This is a genomic window from Amycolatopsis sp. NPDC104587, assembly GCF_055583645.1.
Genome location: NZ_JBVJNO010000013.1, coordinates 102146 through 122192 on the forward strand (window position 1 = coordinate 102146; position 20047 = coordinate 122192).

The window sequence follows — 20047 nt, forward strand, 5'->3', positions numbered from 1 at the left end:
GCCCCGGTGTCCGGCCGGGGGGAACTGTTCCACGCCCCGGTAACCGGCGCGGAGTTTCCGGGCCGTGGGCGAGGAGTGGAAAAGGTATCCGGGCGCCGGCGTGCCGAATCGATAACGTGGCCCTCGGCGAACCGGATTTCAGCGCCGAGACCCGTGGCCGCACAGGCCGCGTCCGGCGACAGCGAAGGCATCCCTTCCCGGCGGCGTGGCCGGCCACGGGATGCCCGCGCGACGCCAGAACCCGAGCCGGAGGTAACGCCGATGACCATGTCCCCCGTTGAAGAACGCACACGGCCCGGCCTGCGGGCCGAGGCGGGTTCGGCGAGCATGCTGTGTCCCGACTTCCCGTTCGCCTACGACGACTGGGTCAAGCACCCCGCCGGCCTGGGCCGCGTGCCGGAGCACGCGCACGGCACCGAGGTCGCCGTGATCGGCGGCGGGCTGTCCGGGATGGTGGCCGCCTACGAGCTGATGAAGCTCGGCCTGAAGCCGGTGATCTACGAAGCCGAGCAGCTCGGCGGCCGGATGCGCTCGGTCACCCTCGACGGGTACCCCGACGCCGTCGCGGAGCTGGGCGCGATGCGCTTCCCGCCGTCGGCCGGCACGCTGTTCCACTACATCGACAAGCTGGGGCTGCAGACCACGCCGTTCCCCAACCCGCTCTCGGCCGCGTCCCCGAGCACGGTGATCAACCTGCACGGCGAGAGCCACTGGGCCCGCACGCCGGCCGACCTGCCGTCGGTCTACCGGGACGTCAACGACGCCTGGACGAAGACCTTGCAGGAGCAGGCGGACATGTCGCTGCTCGAGGACGCCATCCGGCGCCGCGACTTCGCGACCATCAAGGCGCTGTGGAACCACCTGGTGGCCAAGTTCGACAACGAGTCGTTCTACGGCTTCCTGACCTCCTCCCCGCTGTTCTCCTCCTTCGAGCACCGCGAGATCTTCGGCCAGGTCGGCTTCGGCTGCGGCGGCTGGGACACCGACTTCCCCAACTCCGCGCTGGAGATCCTGCGGGTCATCGCCACCGACACCAGCGACGAGCACCACCGCATCCTCGGCGGCTGCCAGCAGCTGCCGCTCGGGCTGTGGGCCGACGAGCCGGCCGACCTGGAGTACTGGCCGGTCGGGACGTCGCTGGCGAAGCTGCACGGCGGCGAGCCGCGCCCCGGTGTCGTGCGGATCGACCGCACCGGCCGCGGGTTCACGATCGAGGACTCCGGCCGCGGTGTGCGCACCTACCCGGCGGCGATCTTCGCCGCGCAGAACTGGAACCTGCTCTCCGGCATGAAGGCCGACGAGGACCTGCTGCCCCAGCCGGTGTGGACCGCGCTCGAGCGCACCCACTACATGGGCGCGTCGAAGCTGTTCGTCATCACCGACCGCCCGTTCTGGCTCGACCAGGACCCGGCCACCGGCCGCGACGTCATGAGCACCACACTCACCGACCGCTTCCCGCGCGGGGTCTACCTCATCGAGAACGGCCCCGACGAGCCCGGCGTGATGCTGCTGTCCTACACCTGGAACGACGACTCGCTGAAGGTCGCGTCGCTGGGCGCCGAGGAGCGCCTCGACGTGATGCTCGACGCGCTCGCGAAGATCTACCCCGGGGTCGACATCCGCTCGCACATGATCGGCCCGCCGATCGCGATCACCTGGGAGACCCAGCCGCACTTCAAGGGCGCGTTCAAGTCGTGCCTGCCCGGCAGCTACCGCTACCAACGGCGGCTGTTCACCCAGTTCATGCAGCGGGACACCGCGCCGGACCACCGCGGGTTCTTCCTGGCCGGCGACGACGTCGCGTGGATCGCCGGGTTCTCCGAGAGCGCGGTCACCACGGCGCTGAACGCCGTCTGGGGCGTCGTCGGGCACCTCGGCGGCGGCACGCACCCGGAAAACCCCGGTCCCGGTGACGTCTTCGCCGAGATCGCCCCGGTGAGCCTCGACTGACCAGCGGAAAGGACTTCCCATGTTCGCGAAGATCTATTCCCCCGACGCGGTCACCGGCGGCGCGGCCTTCGAACAGCAGGCCCTGCGCGTGGCCGAGGTGCTGCGCGACCGCAGGGTCGGCTCCGGCGACCGGGTGCTGCTCAAGGCCGAAAACACGCTGTCCTACCTGACCGTCCTGCTCGCGCTGATGCACGTCGGCGCGTCGATCGTGCTCGTGGACCACATGGAGCACGCCGACCGGACCGCCGAGACGATCGCCTCGTCCGGGGTCGTGCTCGCCGTCGTCGACGACGACGCGCCGATGCCCGCCGACGCGCCCTCGGCGTTCACCTACGAGATCATGGTCGCCGCCGCGGACCGCGTCCCGGACGACGTCCACCTGCGCTTCGACGCGTGGGAGAAGCTGCCCGACAGCCTGGTGATGTGGTCGTCCGGCTCGACCGGCGTGCCCAAGGGCGTCGCGAAGAACGGCGCGAAGTTCCTGAAGAACCTCGAGCGCAACGCCGACCTCGTCGGGCACCACTCCGGTGACGTCCTGCTGCCGCTGCTGCCGTTCAACCACCAGTACGGCCTGTCGATGGTGCTCATCGCGTGGCTGCGGGACTGCGAGTTCGTGATCGCGCCCTACCGCCGTCCCGACCGGGCGCTGCGCCTGGCCGGGCGGGCCGGGGCCACGGTCGTCGACGCGACGCCGTCGACCTACCGCAGCCTGTTCAACATCATCACCAAGCGCCCGGCGCTGAAGGAGGACTTCGGCCGGGTGCGGATGCTGTGCAGTGGCGCGGCGCCGCTGGAGAAAGCCGTCGTCGAGCAGGGCGAGGAGCTGTTCGGCCTGACGCTGCTCGACAGCTACGGCAGCACCGAGATGGGCAACGTCGCCTTCGCGAACCTCGAGAACCCGCACGGCTGCGGGCACGTCGTCGAGGGCCTCGAGGTCGAGGTGCGCGCCGAGGACGGCACGGTGCTGCCCGCCGGGGAGGTCGGCGAGCTGTTCGTGCTCGACCCCGACCTGATGGAGGGCTACCTCGACGGCGCCGGGCGCATCCGGCCCGTCGACCGCGGCTGGTACGCCACCGGCGACCTCGGGCTGCTCGACGCGGGCGGGAACCTGTTCGTCGTCGGCCGCAAGCGGGCGGTGCACCGCAACGGGCACACCCTGCACCCGGACGTCATCGAGCACCGGCTGGCCGAAGGCGGCTGCTCGGCGAAGATCGTCGCGCTGCCCGACCAGCGGCGCGGGTCGAGCCTAGTGTTCGTCGTCCAGGACGACGCCCTGCGCGACCCGCGGTACTGGCGCGACCGGATCAACGGGGTGCTGCCGCCGGCCGAGCAGCCGAACCGCGTGCTCGTCACCGAGCAGTTCCCGTTGAACCGCAACGGGAAACCCGACCGCCAGCAGCTGGAACGGTTCGCCGTCGCCGAACAGCTCTGAACCTCCTGCCGAAACTGGGTGTACACAGTGGACAACACCGCGGACGCCGTCCTCTTCCCCGGCATGGGCCCGGCCCGCGCCGGGGAGCTGGGCCGGTTCCTCGTCGTCGACCCCCGCGCGCGGAAGCTGCTCGGCGTCGCGGAGGAGGCGCTGGGCCATTCCCTGCTCGACCCGCTCGCCCGCGACGGCGACGAGTACACCGAGCACAGCCAGCTCGCGTTCGTGCTCGCCTCGCTGGCCGTGGCCGAGCGGGCCGAGCAGGAGCACGGCCTGGCGCCGGTCGCGGTCGGCGGGTCCAGCTTCGGCGAGCGCGCCGCCGTGGTGCGCGCCGGGGCGCTGCCGCTGGCCGATCTCGTCCGCCTGGTCGCGGAAGTGGCCCGGCGCGAACGGGCGTACTTCGAGCGGGCGCACCAGGACCTGGTCAGCCAGTTCGTCGTCCGGACCACGGAAACCGCGCTCGCCGACGTCCTCGACGGGATCGGGCACGAGCTGTCCGGCCGGTTCGACGACGACGTGCACCTGGTGACACTGCGGGAAAGCGAGCTCGACGAGTTCGTCCGGCGGGTCCGCGCGGCCGGCGGCTACGCGCTCACCACCATGCGGCCGGCGGCGCACGCGCGGGCGCTCGGCCCGCTGCGCGACGAGCTGGCCGAAGTCTTCGGCGGGTTCGGGTTCACCGACCCGGTCCTGCCGATCGTGTCCGATCAGGACGGAGAGCCGGTCCGGACCGGCGACGGGGCGGCGTCACTCCTGCTGGAGTCGACGGTCAACGCGGTGCGGCTACCCGAGCTGGTCCACCGGTTCGCCCGGCTCGGCGTCGGCCGGGTCCTCGTCGCCGGTCCGGACCACCTGCTGCACCGGCTGCCCGGCCTCACCAGGCGGTTCACCTTGCTGCGCGCCGACCTGCGTGCCACCCTGAAACCGCCGCGGCGGCCGCGCCTGGCCCGGGCGGTGGCGGCATGAGCACCCGGGTCCGCAACCTCGCGACGATCCTGGTGTCCTGCCTGGCGCAGCTGATGGTCGCGATCGACATGACCGTGCTGCACCTGGCCGTGCCCGCGCTGACCACCCAGCTCGGCGCATCCGCCGAAGAGCTGCTGTGGATCGCCGACGTCTACGGGTTCGCGATGGGCGGGCTCCTGGTGACGATGGGCAACCTCGGCGACCGGCTCGGCCGGCGGCGGGTGCTGGTCATCGGCGTCACGGCGTTCGCCGTCGGGTCGCTGCTGGCCGCCTACGCCCCGACCGCCGGGCTGCTCATCGTCGCCCGTGCGCTGCTGGGGGTGGCCGGCGCGGCCGTGCTGCCTTCGACGTCTTCCTTGCTGCGCGCGGTGTTCACGACCCAGCGGGCGCGGACCGCGGCCGTGGGCGCCGGCGCCGGGGTGTCGGCGGCCGGGTTCGCGATCGGCCCGATCGTCGGCGGGGTGCTGCTGGACCACTTCTGGTGGGGTTCGGTGTTCCTCGTCAACGTCCCGGTCGCGGCGCTGATCCTGCTCGCGACCCGGCTGGTGCCGGAGTCCCGCAGCAACAACCGGCTGCCGCTCGACGCGCTCAGCGTCGGGCTCTCGATCGTCGGGGTCGTCGCGCTGGTGTACGCGCTGAAGGGCGCGTTCTACGCCGGGTTGTGGTACCCGGAGGTGCTGGGGGCGTTCGCGCTCGGCGGCGGGTGCCTGGTGGTGTTCCTGCGACGTCAGCGCCGGTTGGCGTCGCCGCTGATCGACGTGGAACTGTTCCGCCGGCGCGGGTTCTCGGCGTCGGTCGGGTCGAACCTGGTGTCGGTGTTCACGATGTCGGCGTTCGCGCTGATCAGCAGCCAGTACTTCCAGCTCGTGCTGGGCTGGAGCCCGCTGCGCTCGGGCCTGGCGTTCGTGCCGGGCGCGCTGGCCGCACTCGTGGCCGGTGGGGTGCTGGCGGCCAAGTGCGTGCGGCGGTTCGGCCGCGCGCCGACGGTGTCGGGCGGGCTGGCACTGGCGGCGCTCGGGTTCGGGCTGTTCGGCTCGGTGGGCGCGGACACGCCGTACACGCTGGTGCTGGCCGCCCAGGTGGCGTTCGGCGCGGGCGCCGGGCTGACCCTGACGGTCACCGGCGACACGATCCTCGGCACGGCGCCGAGGGACCGCGCGGGCGCGGCGGCGGCGATCTCCGCGACGGCGTACGAGCTCGGCGGTTCCTTGGGCATCGCGGTGGTGGGCAGCGTGCTTTCGGCGGTGTACCACGCGGAGCTGACCCTCCCGGCCGGCGTGCCCCCGGCCCTGGCGGCCCAGGTCCACGAGTCGTTCAGCGCCACGGCGGCGGTGGCGGCGGGCCTGCCGGAGCCGGTGGCGAGCGCGGTCCGCCTGGCGGCGGAGCAGTCGTTCGTCGGCGGGATCCGGACGAGCATGCTCGGCAGCGCGGCGGTGATGGTGGTGCTGTCGGTGGTGGCGCTGCGGACGTTGCGGCGGGTGCCCAAGGTGATCGAGAACCCGCTCGACCAGCCGCAGCCGGTGGAAAGTCCACAGTAGACAGCGTGGGTCAGGACAGGTACTCACCCGTGAGGATCGCCGCCGCCAGCTCCACGCGCGAGCCATACCCGATCCGGGCGAACATCCGCGACAACCGCCCCTCCACGCTCTTCTCGCTCGTATCGAGCACCACGGCCAGCTGCCGGTTGCTCAGCCCTTCCGCCACGAGAATGGCCAGCAGCCGTTCGTTCTCCGCCGCCGCCTCCGCTCGTCCCGGCCCGGCGAACCCCAGGTCGCGCAGCACCTTCCGCAGACGCGCGCGCCAGAACCACGCCCCCACCTCGCCGTACAGTTCGTACGCCTCGTTCAGCAGCCGCTCGGTGTCGTAGCCGGCCAGGCCGGCCCACAGGTACGCCATCGCCGTCTCGTACGGGACGTCACGGCGTTCGCGGGCGATCGCCACCGCGCGGCGGGCCGCCGCCGTGTCGCGGTAGGCCGCCGCCCGGGACAGGTGGTGGCACAGGTGCGCGCGGGCCGTGTCGAGACGCATCGCCGTGCGTGCCGAACGGTCCACCCAGTGCTCGGCCTCGCGGCGGTTCTTCCGCAGCAGCGCCGAACGCGTCAGGTCGGCCCAGAGGTCCTCGGTGCCGAGCAGGTAACCGCCCTGGTCGGCGCTGCGGGCGGCCGCGAACAGCAGCTCGTCGGCGGCCTCGTCGTCGCCGAGCTTGCGCAGCACGGTGAACTCCGCGTGGTCGATCACGTGGGACATCGGCATGTCGCGGCCGTCGGCGGCCAGCGCCCGGGCGCGGGCCAGCCAGCCCTGCCCGCCGAGGATGCGGATCGCCCCGCCCATCATCATGTTGTGCATCGGCCGGGCCGGGTCGGTGCCCTCCAGCATCGTCCGGCGGGCGAGCTCCATCGCCTCCGGCCAGTCGCCGCCGAGGTAGTCGAGGTAGAACCGGTCGGGCCCGGACAGCTGCTCGACGGTCAGCCCCGCGTCCGCCATCCGCCGCAGCGCGTGCTGGTGCTCCCCCAGCTGCAGCAACATGTCCAGCTCGAACCGGCGCTGCTCGAACCAGTGGTTCGGCAGGTGCCCCGAGCGCCACCGCTCCGGGTGCTCGACGAGCTCGAACAGCTGCGACGAGTCCCCGAGCACCACCCGCGCGCCGGCCAGGAACATCGTCCCGAAGTCGGCGGTGACGCTGTTGCTGCCGCTCCACACCTCCCGCCGCCGCTCCAGCAGGTCGCACGCCTCGATCCAGCGGCCGGACATCATCAGCGCGAACGCCTGGTTGACGACCTTCAGCGCCGGGTCGTCCGGCAGCACCGGCGACGCGCCCGCGGCGATCTCGGCGAGCTCGCCGAACTCCCCGCGCGCGGTCAGCCCGGTGATGAACACGATCGACAGCTCCTGCGCCTGGTGCGGCTCGAGGTGCGCGACGTGGTCCCGCAGCACGTGCCGCGCGCAGTCCCCCGCCTCGGCCTGCCGGTAGTGCAGCGCCCGCGCGCCGCTGAGCAGCAGCAACGCTTCGGCCCGCTCGGACGGTGTCGTCACGCGGGCCACCGCCGCGCTGAGCCAGCGTTCGGCCTTGACGCCGTCGGTGAGCAGCACCCGCCGGCCGTGGGCGAGCAGCTCGGTGGCGGCCCGGCGAGCGTCGACGAGCGCGCCGGCCTGCGCGACGCGGTCGAGCAGGAAGTCGTCGTCGGGCGCCCGGACTTCGCCCTCCCACACCGCGTGGACGGCGTGCGCGGCCAGGTTCCGCCAGGCGTAGGGCCCGAGCCGCGACAGCAGGCCGTCGCGGACGGCGGGCACCCGGAACCAGAGCCGGCCGTCGCGGTGCCGGACCAGCACCCGCCGGTCGACGAGCCCCTCGACCGCCGCCCGGACGGTGGTCTCGTCCCGGCCGAGCGCGGCCGCGGCCAGCGTCGCCGCGGCCTCGCCGAGCGGGGCGAGCACGGCCATCGCCTCGGCCACCTCCCGGTCCTGCTCGCCGGCGTCGGTCGTGACGCGCAGGAGCGGGTGGTCCTCGGTGGCGACCGGCGGGTCGACCCAGTCGGCGCGGTAGGCGGTGCGGTCCACGATCCGCATCGCCCCGGCCGACCGGTACCCGCGGACCAGCGCGGTCAGCGCCGCCGGGTTGCCGCGGCCCGCCGCGTACAGCTCGCCGACCAGGCTCGCGCTCGGCCGGGCCGAGATCAGCCCGGCCAGCAGGGACCGCGACTGCGTCCGCGACAGCGGCCGCAGCAGCCGCAACCGCGCCCGGCCTTCGGCCCGCAGGCGGGCGAACGTCGCGCGGGCCGGGGCGTCGGCCCCGAGCCGCAGGGTGGCGACGACGCCGATGCGCGTCTCCTCGGAACACTGGCGCAGCAACGGCCCCAGCAGGCCTGCGGTGCCTTCGTCCAGCCACTGGGCGTCGTCCACCAGCACCACCAGCGGGCCCCGGGCGCGCAGGAGCGGGAACACCGCGGTGGCGACCATCGCGGCGGTTTCCGGCCGTCCGCCGGGCGCCGCGCTCACCCGGGAGAGCAGCGACAGCGCCGGCTGCACCGGCGGGTCGTCGTCCGACCGGCCCGGTTCCAGGCTGCTGAGCAGCCGGTACACCACGCCGTAGGGCAGTTCGCGGTCGAGCTCGGCCAGCCGCAGCACAACGACGGTCGCCGAGCCCGCGAGCTCCGCGGCGAGCCGGTCGAGCACCGTGCTGCGCCCGCTGCCCGGTTCGCCGGCCAGCACCGTGAGCGGTGTCGTGCCGAGCCACGCGTCGTCCCGGAGGAAGCCGACCTCCTCCGCGCGGGCGTCCGCCCGCGCCCCCTTCGCAGCGACCATGCCGTCCAGTTGACCAGCTCCCGCGAGCCGCCCGTCGGTCCCGATCGGTCGACCGGGTGTGGCGGGGCAACAACGATGCCTGAAGGTGACCGGGGACCGCGGCCCGGCTGGACGAACCGGACAGGCGGCAGCACGCTCGGAAAGTGGGGGGACGATCCGCCGCCCGTTCGCGCCGATGCCGCCGGCGCCGGGCCGGTCGAGGAGGAACATGGGCGTTACCGATCCTGCCAAAAGCAGGCCGCCTCTCACGCGAGACGGAACCGTCGATGCGAAGCCATTCGGCCGTGGCCATGGTCGGATCGGCAACGATCGGCACCGCACGGCGGTCACGGACGCCGGGCCGGGCGACGCGCTCGCCGCGCTCGATCGTGTGCTCACCGGTCCGGGCGCGGTGTGGCTGGTGCGCGGGCGCCTCGGCGCGGGACGCAGCACGGCACTGGCGGCGATGGGCGCGCGCGGCCGCCGGGCCGGCGCCGCGGTGCTGGCGGTGCCCGCGGGCGCGGCCCCGCACACCGCGCTGGTGCGGCTGACCACCGAGCTGGTCGAGCTGATCACCGCGCTGGACCGGCCCGAGCTGGTCAGCATGCTGACCGCGGTGGCGTGGCTGCGCAGCCGGCTCGACTCCGGCGCCGGCCCCCGGCCGCTGCCGGTGGCCCACGACCTCGTCACGATCTTCGCCACCCTCGCGCCCTACACCCGGATCGTGCTGCAGTGCGACGACTTCGACCACCTGCCGCCGGACATCGCCGCCGTGCTGGCGCTGGTCGCCGAGGGCGCTCGCGCGGCCGGGACGATCACCGTGGCGACCGCCGCGGAGCGGGGTGGCGAACCCGCCGGCCGGCTGCTCGCCGTCGCGGACGGCACGGTCGACCTGCGCCCGCTCACCGCCGCCGAAACCACCGCGCTGCTGCCCGACTGGACCACCGCCGACGGCCGCCGCGCCAGCGACCCCGGGCTCGTCGACACCCTCCGCACGGCCCTCGGCCCGCTGTTCGGCAACCCCGGCACGGTCCGCGCGACGGTCGCCGAGCTGCGCGCCCGCGGCCGCCTCGTCGTCGTCGACGACCACGTGTGCCTGGCCGGGACCGGGCTGCCGATCCTGCTGCCGGCGAACCACCCGCTGCCGCTGCGGCTGCACGCGCTCGGGCCGGCCGCGCGGAAGCTGGCCGCCGTCGTCGCGGTGCTCGGGGAGCACTGCACCCCGGCGGTCGACCACCTGACCGGGCTGGCCGCCTCGGCCGGGATGTCGCTGCCCGCCGCCGGGCGGGTGCTGGACGAGCTGGTGCGCACGGACGTCCTGCGGATCGGGCAAGACGGCGCGGTCGAGTTCCCCGTGCCCGCGCTGGCCGACCGGCTGCGGGTGGAGCGGGACGCCCGCTGGCGCCGGGCCCTGCACGGCGGCATCGCCGGGCACCTGATGGCCGAGCGGCGCGCCGGCTCGACGTTCCCGGCGTCCGCGATCGCCCGGCACCTCGCCGAGCTGCCGCCGTCCACAGTGGACGTCGACGCGGCCGGGGTGCTGGTGGAAGGCGCGGAGACCGCGGCCCCCGAGGACGCGCGCCGCTACCGTGTCACGGCGTTGCGGTGCCTCGATCCGGACGACCCGCGGTTCCCTGGAGTCCTGCGGGCGGTGCTCGCCGACAGCTTCGCGACCGGCGCCTACGGGCAGCTCGCGGACGACCTCGCCACGGTCGTCGCGCCCCGGCTGACCGGCCGGGGACCGTCGGCCACGGCGCTGGTGTGCTGGCTCGGCGCGCTCGCCCACGAACACCGGCTGCTCGAGCTCGACGTCGTCCGGCCGCTGGCCGGCACGCTCGGCCCCGCCGCCACCCGGCTGTTCGGCGCGGTCCGGCGGGCCGACCGCACGGCGGCCGCGGCCGCCGCGCACGACCTGGGCGGCCGCGGGGACGACCTGTTCGACCTCGGCGCGACCGTCCTGCTCGCGTGCCTGCCCGGCACCGCCGCCGACGAGGTGTCCGAAGCCGCCGACCTCTACGACTTCCCCCACGTGCTGGAGAACCTGCTGCCCGGCCGCTACCGCGCACCGTCGACCGGCTTCGCGGCCGGCTGGCACGGGGTGCGCGAGGCCTACCGCGCGGGCGACTGGGACACCGCGCTGTCGCGGGCTCGGCGCCTCGAGGGCGCCCGGCTGTGGTGGGAGTCGCCGCGGCGGCACCGGTTCGCGAGTGTGTTCGCCGCCGAGATCTGCGCCCAGCGCGGGGAACCGGACCGCGCCGCGAGCTGGCTGCGCCGGATCCCGTTCCCCGCCGCTGCGGCCGCGTACGTCGCCTGGGTGCGCTGCGCGTTGCGCCGTTATGCCGGGCAGCCCGGTGAAGCGGTGGAACTGGGCTGGGAGGAGTACGTCGCCTGCCGCGGGCAGGGGGTGCACGCGGGCGCGGAGTTCCTGCTGGCGCGGCTGCTGCGGTGCGCGCGCTCGGTGAACGACCACACCGGTGTCGAGCGGTTGCTGGCCGAGCTGGAGGACCTGACCGAACACCACCCCACGCTGTCCACCCGCGAGACGTTCCTGGTCTACGGCGGTCTCGTCCGCGAGGACCCGGTGGCGGTCCGCGCGGGCCTCGACCTGGCCCGCCGCTCCGGCGACGTCTTCCGGGTCGCCGAAGCGTGCGTGGCACTGGGCGAGCTGAGTCCGGTCCCGGCGCCGTGGCTGCTCGAAGCGCACCGGACGCTGAAGCGGCTCGACGCGTCGGCCGCGATGGCCCCGGTGGCCGAGCTGCTGGACCGCCGCCGCATCACCGTCCCCCGTGACCGCGCCGACCGCGCGGCGCTCGACCCGCTGGAGCAGCGGATTGCCGACCTGGTCGCGAGCGGCCGCACGAACCGCCAGATCGCGGCGGCGCTGAGGATCAGCGAAAAGCGTGTCGAGGCGCGGCTGACGTCGTTGTTCGAGCGCACGGGCTGCCACTCCCGGGTCGAGCTGGCGGCGGCGTGGCTGCAGGGCCGCCTGGGCGCGGCGGCGATCCCGGCCTGAGTCAGGCCCAGACGGCGTCGAGGTCCGCCACGTCGGTCACGAGCGCGGCCCGCGGGAACAGCTGCCGGGTGAGGAAGTCGTGCGTCTCGGCTTCGCGGTCGGCGCAGGCGTCGCGCAGGACGACGATCCGGTAGTCGCGGTCCATCGCCTCGCGCACGGTCGACAGCACGACGCCGCTGGTGCTGATCCCGGCCAGGACGATCGTGGTGACGCCTCGCGCGCGCAACTGCTCGTCGAGGTCCGTGGTGCTGAAGGCGCCGACGCGGATCTTGCGGACCTGGACGTCGCCGGGCTGCGGGTCGAGCCGGGCGTCGAGCTGCGTGGTGGGGGCGTCGGCGTGCATCGCCGCCCGCATCTGGGCCGACGCGACGAGCCCGCCGAAGAAGCTGGTCTCGGGAATGGCGTCGAAGTCCGCGTCTTCGAACGCGACGCGGACCCAGCCGACGTGGCCGCCGCGCTCGCGGAACTGCTTGGTGGCGGCGGAAACCCGGTCGACGAGCGGGCCGGTGTCGGGCAGCTGCCCGACGATCCCGTTCTGGTAGTCCATCACGAGCAGCGCGGTGGTGGTGGCTTCAGGCATGGTTCTTTTCCTTCAACGCTCGGTCGAACACGGTGATGAGCAGGAACACGACGCCGATGCCGATGAGCAGCAGCGCCAGGTGGTGCAGGCCGCCGGTGTCGGCGGCCTGGCCGTAGAACGCGCCTTGCAGCGCGGAGGAGATGATCGCGCCGAGGTAGCCGAAGGTGCGCAGCAGCCCGGCCGACGCGCCGATGTCGGCCGGATCGGCCTGGCGGTACACGCAGTTCTGCAGGGCGAGGCTGTTGAGTCCCTGCGGGATCCCGAACACGACCGCGACGAGGACGAGCAGCCAGACCGCGGCCGAGGAGTCCAGCGTCAGGAGCAGGGCGCAGCCGGCGAGCTGGCCGACCGCGGCGACGGCGAGCTTGCCGCGCACCGACTCCCGCCGTCCGGTGACCAGCGAGACGACGATCCCGGCCGCGAACAGCGGCAAGGTGGCGAGGCCGGCTTCGCTCGCCGACAGGCCACGGCCGTGTTCGAGCCATTGGGTGTAGCCGTAGACGACGCTGTAGGACACGACGTACGACAGCAGCGCGCGTCCGTAGGTGGCCAGCAGCGGGCGGTTGCGGCCGAGGAGCCGCAGGTTGATGAACGGCTGGGCGTGCGTCAGCTCGCGGGCGGTGAAGCCCGCGGCCGCGACGGCGGTGATGACAAGCAGGTACCAGTCCCCCGCGCCGGGGTGCATGAGGAACAGCAGCAGCGCGACGAGCGCGGCGGCGAAGAGCACCATCCCGGGCAGGTCGAGGTCGAAGGCCCGCCTCGGCCCGGTTTCCCTGGGCCGCTTCGGAAACCGGCGGGCGCCGAGGACGAAGGCGAACAGCGCCAGCGGGATGTTGAGGGCGAATGTCGTCCGCCAGCCGCCGACGCCGATGAGCAGCCCGCCCAGCGCCGGGCCGATCACGGAGATCGTCTGGGTCGAGATCGCGAGCACGGTGAGCACGGCCGCGGGGCTGTCCTGGCCGGTTCGCTCGCTTTCGTCGCGGATGAGCCGCATCGCGGCCGGGTAGCCGGCGCAGGTGCCGAAGCCGAGCACGACCCGCGCGACGACGAGCACCGCGAGGTTCGGCGCGAGCACGCCGATCACTCCGGCGACGCCGACCAGGGCGGTGGCGGGCAGGAAGACCCGCCGCGGGCCGTAGCGGTCGATCAGCCGGCCTGCCACCGGCTGCCCGACGGCGGTGGCGAGGTAGAGCGAGGAGATCAGCCACGCGGTCGCCGACGCCGGTTCCCCGAAGGCGACCCCGATCGGCACCAGCGCGACGGCGATGACGGTCGAGTTGACCGGGTTCAGGACGGCGCCCGAGATCAGCGGGGCGAGCAGTTTCCGGTTGAAGCCGGCTTCGCTGCGTGCTGCGCTCTTCACGGCTCCACGACGCGTTCGAGCAGGACCAGGGCTTCGTTGACGACGGCGAGTTCGGGTTCGGTGAGCCGTTGGGCGAGGGTCCGGGCCAGCCACTCGTGCCGCGACGCGCGGGCGCCCTGACCGTGTTTCCGCCCGGCCGGGGTGAGGAAGAGCAGCTGACGGCGGCCATCGGCGGGATCGGCCTCCCGCCGCACGAGCCCCAGTTTCTCCAGGGCGGCAACGGTGGCCGCCATCGACTGCGGCCGCACCCGTTCGGCCCCGGCGAGCACACTCGCCGACGACGGTTCGCTCACGGCGAGGCGGGCGAGGGCGGAGGCCTGGGCGGAGGTGAGCTCACCGACGGCGGAGGCATCTTGCATCTGGCGCCGCAGCCGCCCGACGACGACGCGCAACGCCTGCGCGGCGGTGACCGCGGCGGGAGAGACTGTCTTTGCGCTCATATAGGCAGGGTAAACTGAACAGGTAAGGCTGTCAATTTTTCGGGATCGGGGCGGTGGGTTGTCCGGGATGTCGGGAATCCACAGTGGACTGGAGTTGGCGGGATCGGTCGGGGGCACGGGCGGGGTGGTGAGGCAGGTGGAGGTCGCGGGCTGGGCTCGGTAGCTCACGGCCCCGGCCGGCCTGCCCCGCTCGCCTGCAACCCGCGCGTCACCTCACCGGCACCCGCGACCGGCCAGGCCCGCCCGGCGGGGTGTCTCGGCCAGCGCCCGACTTCGACCCGCCCGGCGCCCCCGCATCACCGCCGCCAACCGAGCGTCTCGGCCCCAGTGCCCCACCCCACCGCCGCACCGCTTAAGCCCGCCCAGCAACGCCGCATCACCGGCCGCCGACCGAGTGCGTCGGCCCCCATTGCCTCACGCCACCGCCGCCGAACCGCGCCCCGCTTAAGCCTGCCCGGCGCCCCCGCATCACCGCCGCCGACCGAGCGTCTCGGCCCGCGCCCGGCTTCACCCAGCCCGATGCCCCCGCATCGCCGCCGCCAACTGCGCCCGCCCCGAAATCCCCAGCTTCCGGTACGAACTCGTCAAATGCTTCTCCACCGCCCGCACCGTCACCTGCAGCAGCTCCGCGATGTCCCGGTTCCGGCTCCCCGACACCGCGAGATCCACCACCCGCTGCTCGGTCGCCGTCAGCGGGCCGCCGTCCGTGGGCTCCGCCGGTTCCGCCGCCGCGCGGACCAGCCAGGTCGCGCCGCACTCGGTCGCCAAGCGCCTGCCCTCCTCCAGGTGCTCGCGTGCGTCCGGCCCTGTGTCGCGCTCGCCCAGCGTCAGCAGCACCCGGGCCAGCTCCAACCGGTCCGCCGACCGGGCCAGCACCTCCGCCGCTTCGCGCAGCAGCGGCACCGCCTCCTCGTCGCGGTCGACGAGCGTCGCCCGGATCCGGAGGGCTCGGCCGACCGCCGCCGGGGCGCCCCACGCCGTGGCGCGGTCGACCTCTTCTCGGGCGATCGCCTCGGCGCGTTCCGGCTGGTCCGTCGCCGCCAGGAGGAGGGCGATCTTGCCGCGGACCGGCAGCAGCACGCTGTTGGCGCGGCCCGACCGCTCCACCTGGTGCGAACAGTCCACGAAGTACTCGATCGCCGCCGTGTGGTTGCCTTCGGTCAGCGCGAGACCGCCGTGGGCCAACGACTTCAGCCACGGCTCGTGCTCCGGCTCGCAGTGCTCGACGACCAGCCGGGCCAGCGCCGGATCCCGTTGCTCGACGGCGATTTCGGTCAGCACGCGCATCGCCGTCGACGTGATGCCGAGCCGGCTCGGGCCGGCCGCGGTGAGTGCGGCCAGGGCCCGCTCGCGCGCCGCGCCGAGGCGGCCCGCGGCGAACGCCGCCAGCGCCTGCCCGGTCCAGGCCACCAGCGTCGGCAGGTCCGGGTTCTCGTCCGGTCCGCAGGCCGCTGCCAGCCACGACTCGACGCCTTCGAGCGCGTCCGCCGCGGCCAGCACCACCACCACGAGCGGCAACGTCGTGTACATCTGGTTCGGCGAGCCGGGTTCCCGCTCCAGCACCTGCCGCGCCAGGTCCGCGATGAACTCGCGCGGCGCGGTGTCGGCGACGGTCATCAGGTGCAGCAGCACCGCGACCAGCTCGCGCTGGGCCGACGAACCCTGCGCCGGGGACGGCCCGAGCCCGGCCAGCCGCTCGGCCGCCGCCCTCCCGGACCCGGGCTGGGCCCGCTCCAGGTAGCGCAGCCGGGCCTCCAGCCGCAGCGCCGCCTCCGCCGCGTCCGGTCCCGGCTCGGCCCGCAGCTCCTCGAGCGTCCGCCGAAGGTGGCGGACGTCCGGGCCGAACCGCGGCCCGGTCACCACCGGCAGCAGGCCGAGGGCGAACGCGCGGTCCGCCGGGTCGCGCACGAGCCCCAGCGCCTGGTGCAGGTGCCGGTGCGCGGCCGGCAGGTCGTACCCGCGCTCGACGGCGGCGAGGTCCACCAGCAGCTCCGCGCGGTCCGCGCCCGGGTGCGCCAGCGCGTGCCGCAGGTACTGGGCCGCGGTGCGGGGCGCGGCGTTGGCCAGCGCGGCGCCGGCCGCGGTCCGCAGCACCTCGGCCGCCCACGGCTCGGGCTCGGCGACGGTCGCCAGCAGCTGCCGCCCGATCTGCTCCACCGACCGCCCGTGGCGGTAGTAGACGTTCGCCGCGCGCAGGTGCAGCCGGTCCTGCTCGTCCGCGGTCAGCTGGTCGGCGATCAGGTCGCCGGTCATCGCCCCGGCGAACCGCAGCAGCCCGCCGCCGGTCGGGTCCTCGACGAGCCCGAGCCGCCGCAGCGTGCGTTCGACGGCGTCGAAGTCCGGCAGGTCGAGCCCGGCGACCTCGGCGATCACCTCGGCCTCGGTCGCCTCGCCGAGCGCCGCCATCGCCTTGGCGACCGTGCCGACGGCTTCCGGCTGGGCGCGCAGGCACCGCGACAGCCGGGCCGCGGCCGGCGAGGGCCGCAGTGCGGCGAGCTCGGCGGCGGTGGCCGTCACCGGACGCAGCCCGTGCCCGAGCATCGCGTTGACGAGGGCTTCGAGCAGCATCGGCAGCCCGCCGGTCCGGGCGTGGCAGGTCGCCGCGAACTCGTCCTCGGGCGGTTCGCCGCAGCGCGCGGCGAGGTAGGCACGCACTCCCGCGGCCGACAACGGCGTCGCGTGCACCCGGCGCGCCGCGGCGTGGACGATGTCCTCGACGACCACCTCACCCGCGCCGCTGTCCCCTTCCAGCAGGGTCGCCACGACGAGCACACGCAGGTGGCCCAGCCGGTTGGCGAGGTAGGCGAGCCAGCGCAGCGACGCCGGGTCCGCCCACTGCAGGTCGTCCACGAGCAGCGCCACCGGGCCGCTGTCGTGCACCACCTTCGTGAACAGGCCCAGCAGCTCGTGCAGCACGAGGTGCGCGCGCCGCCCGCACGACCCCGGTGGCGGCGGGAACCCGCGGTCGAGCCGCACCTCGGCGGGCAGCTCCCCGCGTTGCCCCGACTCCAGCAGCGGGTCCAGCAGCAGCCGGACGACGCCGTGGTCGACGTCGCGCTCCGACGGCGTCGCCACCGTCCGGACGACACGCAGGCCGCGGGCCGCCGCCTCTTCGCCCGCCGCGTGCAGGAGGGCCGACCGGCCCGTGCCGAGCCCGCCGCGGACGACGACCAGTTCCCCTTCGCCCGCCCGGACGCGGGCGACCGCCGCGGCGAGCGCGGCCAGCTGTTCAGCGCGCTCGATCATCATGACGACGGATCAGAGCTCCTTGTCCAGCGCCGCGAACAGCTCCCGCAGCTCGGCCCGCCCGGTGACTTCGAGCTGCCGGTAGATCGCGGTCAGCCGGAGCTCGACGGCCCGCTTGCTGATCCCCAGCTCGGCCGCCAGGTCGGCGTTGGACGCGTCCGCCAGCACCCGGCGGACGAGATCGGCCGCGGCGGGCGGGAGCGACCGCCACCGCCGGGACGCCGCGCGGTGGCTCGGCCGCGGTTTGGGCCGCATCGACAGCCGTTTCCCGAGGTCGGCGATCCGCGTCGTGGCCCAGCCGAGCTGGTAGGCGGTCGCGAGCCGCTCGGCCTCGCGCAGCTGGCGCGCCACCCCGCCGGTCTGCCCGCGGTTGAGCTGGGCCGCGGCGAGCAGCAGCAGCGCTTCGACGTAGAGCACCCTGGCCGGCGACTGCTGGAGCGCGTTCACCGCCTGGGTCAGCCGGAACACCGCGTCCTCCGAGCGCACGGCGACCCCGGCGCCGAGGTGGGTGCGCCCGATCGCGGTGCGGGTGCCCCAGTTCTGGGCCAGCTGCCACTCTTCGCTGATCATCGCCGCGGCCGTGTGCTCGTCGCCGAGGGCCTGCGCGGCGATCGCGACGTGCGAGCGCCACGGGACCATGCCGGGGTTGGTCCAGCCGAGCGCGTGCATCCGCCGTCCGCACTCCTGGAACAGGCCGAGCGCGCGCTGGTGGCGTTTCAGGTCCAGCTCCAGCAGGCCGCGCATGAACAGCAGGTACGGCGTGGTGATCCCGGGCCCGGTGTCGCCGCCGGCCGCGTCGACCGCGCGCTGGGCGGCCACCAGGTCGCCGCGGGTCAGCGCCGCGGCGATCGCGATCGTGCTCAGCGCCCCGGCCACGGTCGGCGGCCGGCCCCCGGGCGGGTCGGACGCGGTGGCCTCGGCGAGCGCGTCTTCGGCGGCCTGGACGCGGCCGCGCTGCAGGTGGATCCAGGCGCGGCCGGTCAGCGCCAGCACCACCGGCACCCGGGCCCCCGCGGCCGTGCCGGCGGCGATCACGCTGTCGTAGACCGAAAGTGCTTCGAGGACGTCGTCGGTCTGGCCGAAGGCCGCGGCCATCGCCAGCCTCGGCGCGTACAGCGAAACCCGGTCGTGCCAGGTCTCCCCCGCCCGCCGGGCCAGCCGTCGCGCGGCCCGGCTGTCGCGGCCGGCCATCGTCGCCAGCCACGCCGCCACGGCGGCCTGCGCCGGGCTCATCCCGGCCGGGTCGACGTCGGCGACGGCGGGCACGCCGAGCGTGACGGCGCCGCGGCCGGTGCCTTCGGCCAGCCAGTGCAACGCGATGACGTTCGCGCGGTCGTCCTCGCCGAGCACCGCGGCGCTCAAGCCGGCCAGCTCGCGCAAAGCGTTGTCACGGGCGCCGCGCAGCAGCATCAAGTCCACTGCGGACAGTCGCGTTCGGACGGACTCGCCGTCGGCCGCGACGGGCGTGGCCCGGACCAGGCGCAGGTCGCCGGTGAACGGGCACGACGACGCCTCGACCGTCTCCAGCTCGAGCCGCAGCCGCGCGAGGGCGCCGTCGGGGGCCGGCTCGGTCAGCGCGCGGCGGTAGTAGCGGGCCGCACCGGGGCGGTCGCCCGCCTCGCGACGTCGCCGCGCGGCCGCGTGCAAGGTTTCGAGGGCCCAGGCCTGGCCGACCGGCTCGGACCCGAGCAGCAGCTCGGCGATCTCTTCTTCGGGCGCCGCCCGGCGGTGGCCGAGCTCGGCCGCGCTGCGGCGCATCCGGGCGCGCTCCTCGGGACCGGTCGCGGCCAGCACCCAGGTGGCGACGTCGGTGTCCATCGGCTCGTCCGGGTCGGCGCCGATCAGGCCGAAGTCGGCGAGCACGCGCAGGGCCCGCGCGATCGGCATGCCGAGGGGGCCGGCGAGCGGGCGCAGGTAGGCCTCGTCGACGGTGCCGACGGCCGCGATCATCCGCACCAGCGCGGCGAGGTCCGCCGGCAGCCGCGCGAGCAGGCCGAGCACGCCTTCGCGGCGGACGTCGGCGGTGATCGCGCCGATCTCCGTGCCGCGCCCCGGCCGGGCGGCCGAGCGGGTGAGCACCTCGGCCAGCAGGGCCGGGTTTCCTTGGGTGGCCGCGTAAAGCTCCCCGGCGGGCGGCCGCGGCGCCGGGACGGCGTGCACGACCCGGCGGACGGCGGCGGGGCTGAGCGGCCGCAGCCGCACGACCAGCCGGCGCTCTCCCGGCAGCCCGGCCGGGCTGAACGGCCCCGGCTCGTCACCACCGGGCTCCGGCAGGCCGGCGTGGGCGGCGAGCAGCAGCAGCGGCGCCGGCCCGCGGCGGCGGTGCAGCGCGGCGAGCCAGGCGGCGGACCGGTCGTCGACGAGGGTGATGTCGTCGACGACCAGCAGCACCGGCCGCCGCCGCGCCGCTTCCAGCAGACGCTGGCAGAGCAGCTCGTGCAGCACCTGGACGTCGGCGCCGTCCTCGAGGAGAGCGGGCAGCCAGGGGACGGCGGCGAGCTCGGGAACACCGGCCAGCAGCTGGGAAAGCAGCCCGTACGGGAGCTCGGCCTCGGTGGCCGACCCGCGCGCGCTGAAGACCTGGAGGTTCCGCTCCGCGGCGAGGGCGGCGGTCTGGTCGAGCAGGGCGGTGCGCCCGCTGCCGGGCGGCCCGATGACGAGCACGTTCCCGGCGCGGCCGCGTTCGAGGTCGTCGAGGAGGTCGGTGAGAACGCGCAGTTCGGTCTCGCGCTCGACCAGGTGGTCGGCAGCGGCGTCCAGCCGCCGGACGGCGCTCATC

At 74.8% G+C, this 20047-nt stretch carries 11 protein-coding genes; 5 read left to right on the forward strand and 6 right to left on the reverse strand.

Going from position 1 to position 20047, the window contains the following annotated elements; translation table 11 throughout:
• The first annotated feature begins 261 nt into the window (after window positions 1-261).
• Genes ACZ61C_RS34875 through ACZ61C_RS34890 form a run of 4 tightly spaced genes read left to right on the forward strand, consistent with a single transcriptional unit; the run spans window position 262 to window position 5883 of the window.
• A complete protein-coding gene (locus tag ACZ61C_RS34875; protein ID WP_465312147.1) occupies window positions 262-1950 on the forward strand; it encodes a flavin monoamine oxidase family protein in 1689 nt (562 codons plus the stop codon).
• A gap of 19 nt (window positions 1951-1969) precedes the next feature.
• Window positions 1970-3382, forward strand: a complete 1413-nt coding sequence (locus tag ACZ61C_RS34880; protein ID WP_465312148.1) for a class I adenylate-forming enzyme family protein — start codon at window positions 1970-1972, stop codon at window positions 3380-3382.
• Window positions 3383-3409: 27 nt separating this feature from the next.
• Window positions 3410-4345: an ACP S-malonyltransferase gene (locus tag ACZ61C_RS34885; protein ID WP_465312149.1), complete on the forward strand. Its 936-nt coding sequence runs from the start codon at window positions 3410-3412 to the stop codon at window positions 4343-4345.
• Window positions 4342-5883 (forward strand): MFS transporter, encoded by a 1542-nt coding sequence (locus tag ACZ61C_RS34890; RefSeq protein ID WP_465312150.1) that lies wholly within the window; start codon window positions 4342-4344, stop codon window positions 5881-5883. Before ACZ61C_RS34885 ends, ACZ61C_RS34890 begins: the two co-directional genes overlap by 4 nt.
• A gap of 10 nt (window positions 5884-5893) precedes the next feature.
• On the opposite strand, the gene ACZ61C_RS34895 is transcribed toward ACZ61C_RS34890, so the two are convergent.
• Entirely contained in the window at window positions 5894-8647 is a 2754-nt protein-coding gene (locus ACZ61C_RS34895) for an AAA family ATPase (RefSeq protein WP_465312151.1), read from the reverse strand.
• A 370-nt stretch (window positions 8648-9017) separates the two neighbouring features.
• Between ACZ61C_RS34895 and ACZ61C_RS34900 the strand changes: the two genes are divergently transcribed.
• Complete coding sequence (locus ACZ61C_RS34900) at window positions 9018-11639, forward strand: helix-turn-helix transcriptional regulator (RefSeq protein ID WP_465312152.1); 2622 nt, start codon at window positions 9018-9020, stop codon at window positions 11637-11639.
• Between the two features lies 1 nt (window position 11640).
• Here the strand turns inward: ACZ61C_RS34900 and ACZ61C_RS34905 are convergent, their stop codons facing one another.
• The 5 genes from ACZ61C_RS34905 to ACZ61C_RS34925 all read right to left on the reverse strand — a co-directional run bounded on the left by ACZ61C_RS34905 (window position 11641) and on the right by ACZ61C_RS34925 (window position 20046).
• Window positions 11641-12219, reverse strand: coding sequence for a cysteine hydrolase family protein (locus tag ACZ61C_RS34905; protein ID WP_465312153.1), 579 nt, complete (start codon window positions 12217-12219; stop codon window positions 11641-11643).
• Entirely contained in the window at window positions 12212-13582 is a 1371-nt protein-coding gene (locus ACZ61C_RS34910) for an MFS transporter (protein WP_465312154.1), read from the reverse strand. Before ACZ61C_RS34910 ends, ACZ61C_RS34905 begins: the two co-directional genes overlap by 8 nt.
• Complete coding sequence (locus ACZ61C_RS34915) at window positions 13579-14022, reverse strand: MarR family winged helix-turn-helix transcriptional regulator (protein WP_465312155.1); 444 nt, start codon at window positions 14020-14022, stop codon at window positions 13579-13581. Before ACZ61C_RS34915 ends, ACZ61C_RS34910 begins: the two co-directional genes overlap by 4 nt.
• A gap of 507 nt (window positions 14023-14529) precedes the next feature.
• The gene (locus ACZ61C_RS34920) at window positions 14530-17271 is read right to left on the reverse strand and encodes an AAA family ATPase (protein ID WP_465312156.1); all 2742 of its coding nucleotides are present in this window, start codon (window positions 17269-17271) and stop codon (window positions 14530-14532) included.
• A 9-nt stretch (window positions 17272-17280) separates the two neighbouring features.
• On the reverse strand, window positions 17281-20046 hold the full coding sequence (locus ACZ61C_RS34925; protein ID WP_465312157.1) for an AAA family ATPase: 2766 nt from the start codon (window positions 20044-20046) through the stop codon (window positions 17281-17283).
• Between the last annotated feature and the right edge of the window lies 1 nt (window position 20047).

Excerpts from the sequence above, each read along its gene's own strand:
- ACZ61C_RS34925 (WP_465312157.1), bottom strand. The coding sequence starts at position 20,046 with ATGAGCGCCGTCCGGCGGCTGGACGCCGCTGCCGACCACCTGGTCGAG.
- ACZ61C_RS34890 (WP_465312150.1), top strand. The coding sequence starts at position 4,342 with ATGAGCACCCGGGTCCGCAACCTCGCGACGATCCTGGTGTCCTGCCTG.
- ACZ61C_RS34880 (WP_465312148.1), top strand. The coding sequence starts at position 1,970 with ATGTTCGCGAAGATCTATTCCCCCGACGCGGTCACCGGCGGCGCGGCC.
- ACZ61C_RS34875 (WP_465312147.1), top strand. The coding sequence starts at position 262 with ATGACCATGTCCCCCGTTGAAGAACGCACACGGCCCGGCCTGCGGGCC.
- ACZ61C_RS34920 (WP_465312156.1), bottom strand. The coding sequence starts at position 17,271 with ATGATGATCGAGCGCGCTGAACAGCTGGCCGCGCTCGCCGCGGCGGTC.
- ACZ61C_RS34895 (WP_465312151.1), bottom strand. The coding sequence starts at position 8,647 with ATGGTCGCTGCGAAGGGGGCGCGGGCGGACGCCCGCGCGGAGGAGGTC.
- ACZ61C_RS34915 (WP_465312155.1), bottom strand. The coding sequence starts at position 14,022 with ATGAGCGCAAAGACAGTCTCTCCCGCCGCGGTCACCGCCGCGCAGGCG.
- ACZ61C_RS34905 (WP_465312153.1), bottom strand. The coding sequence starts at position 12,219 with ATGCCTGAAGCCACCACCACCGCGCTGCTCGTGATGGACTACCAGAAC.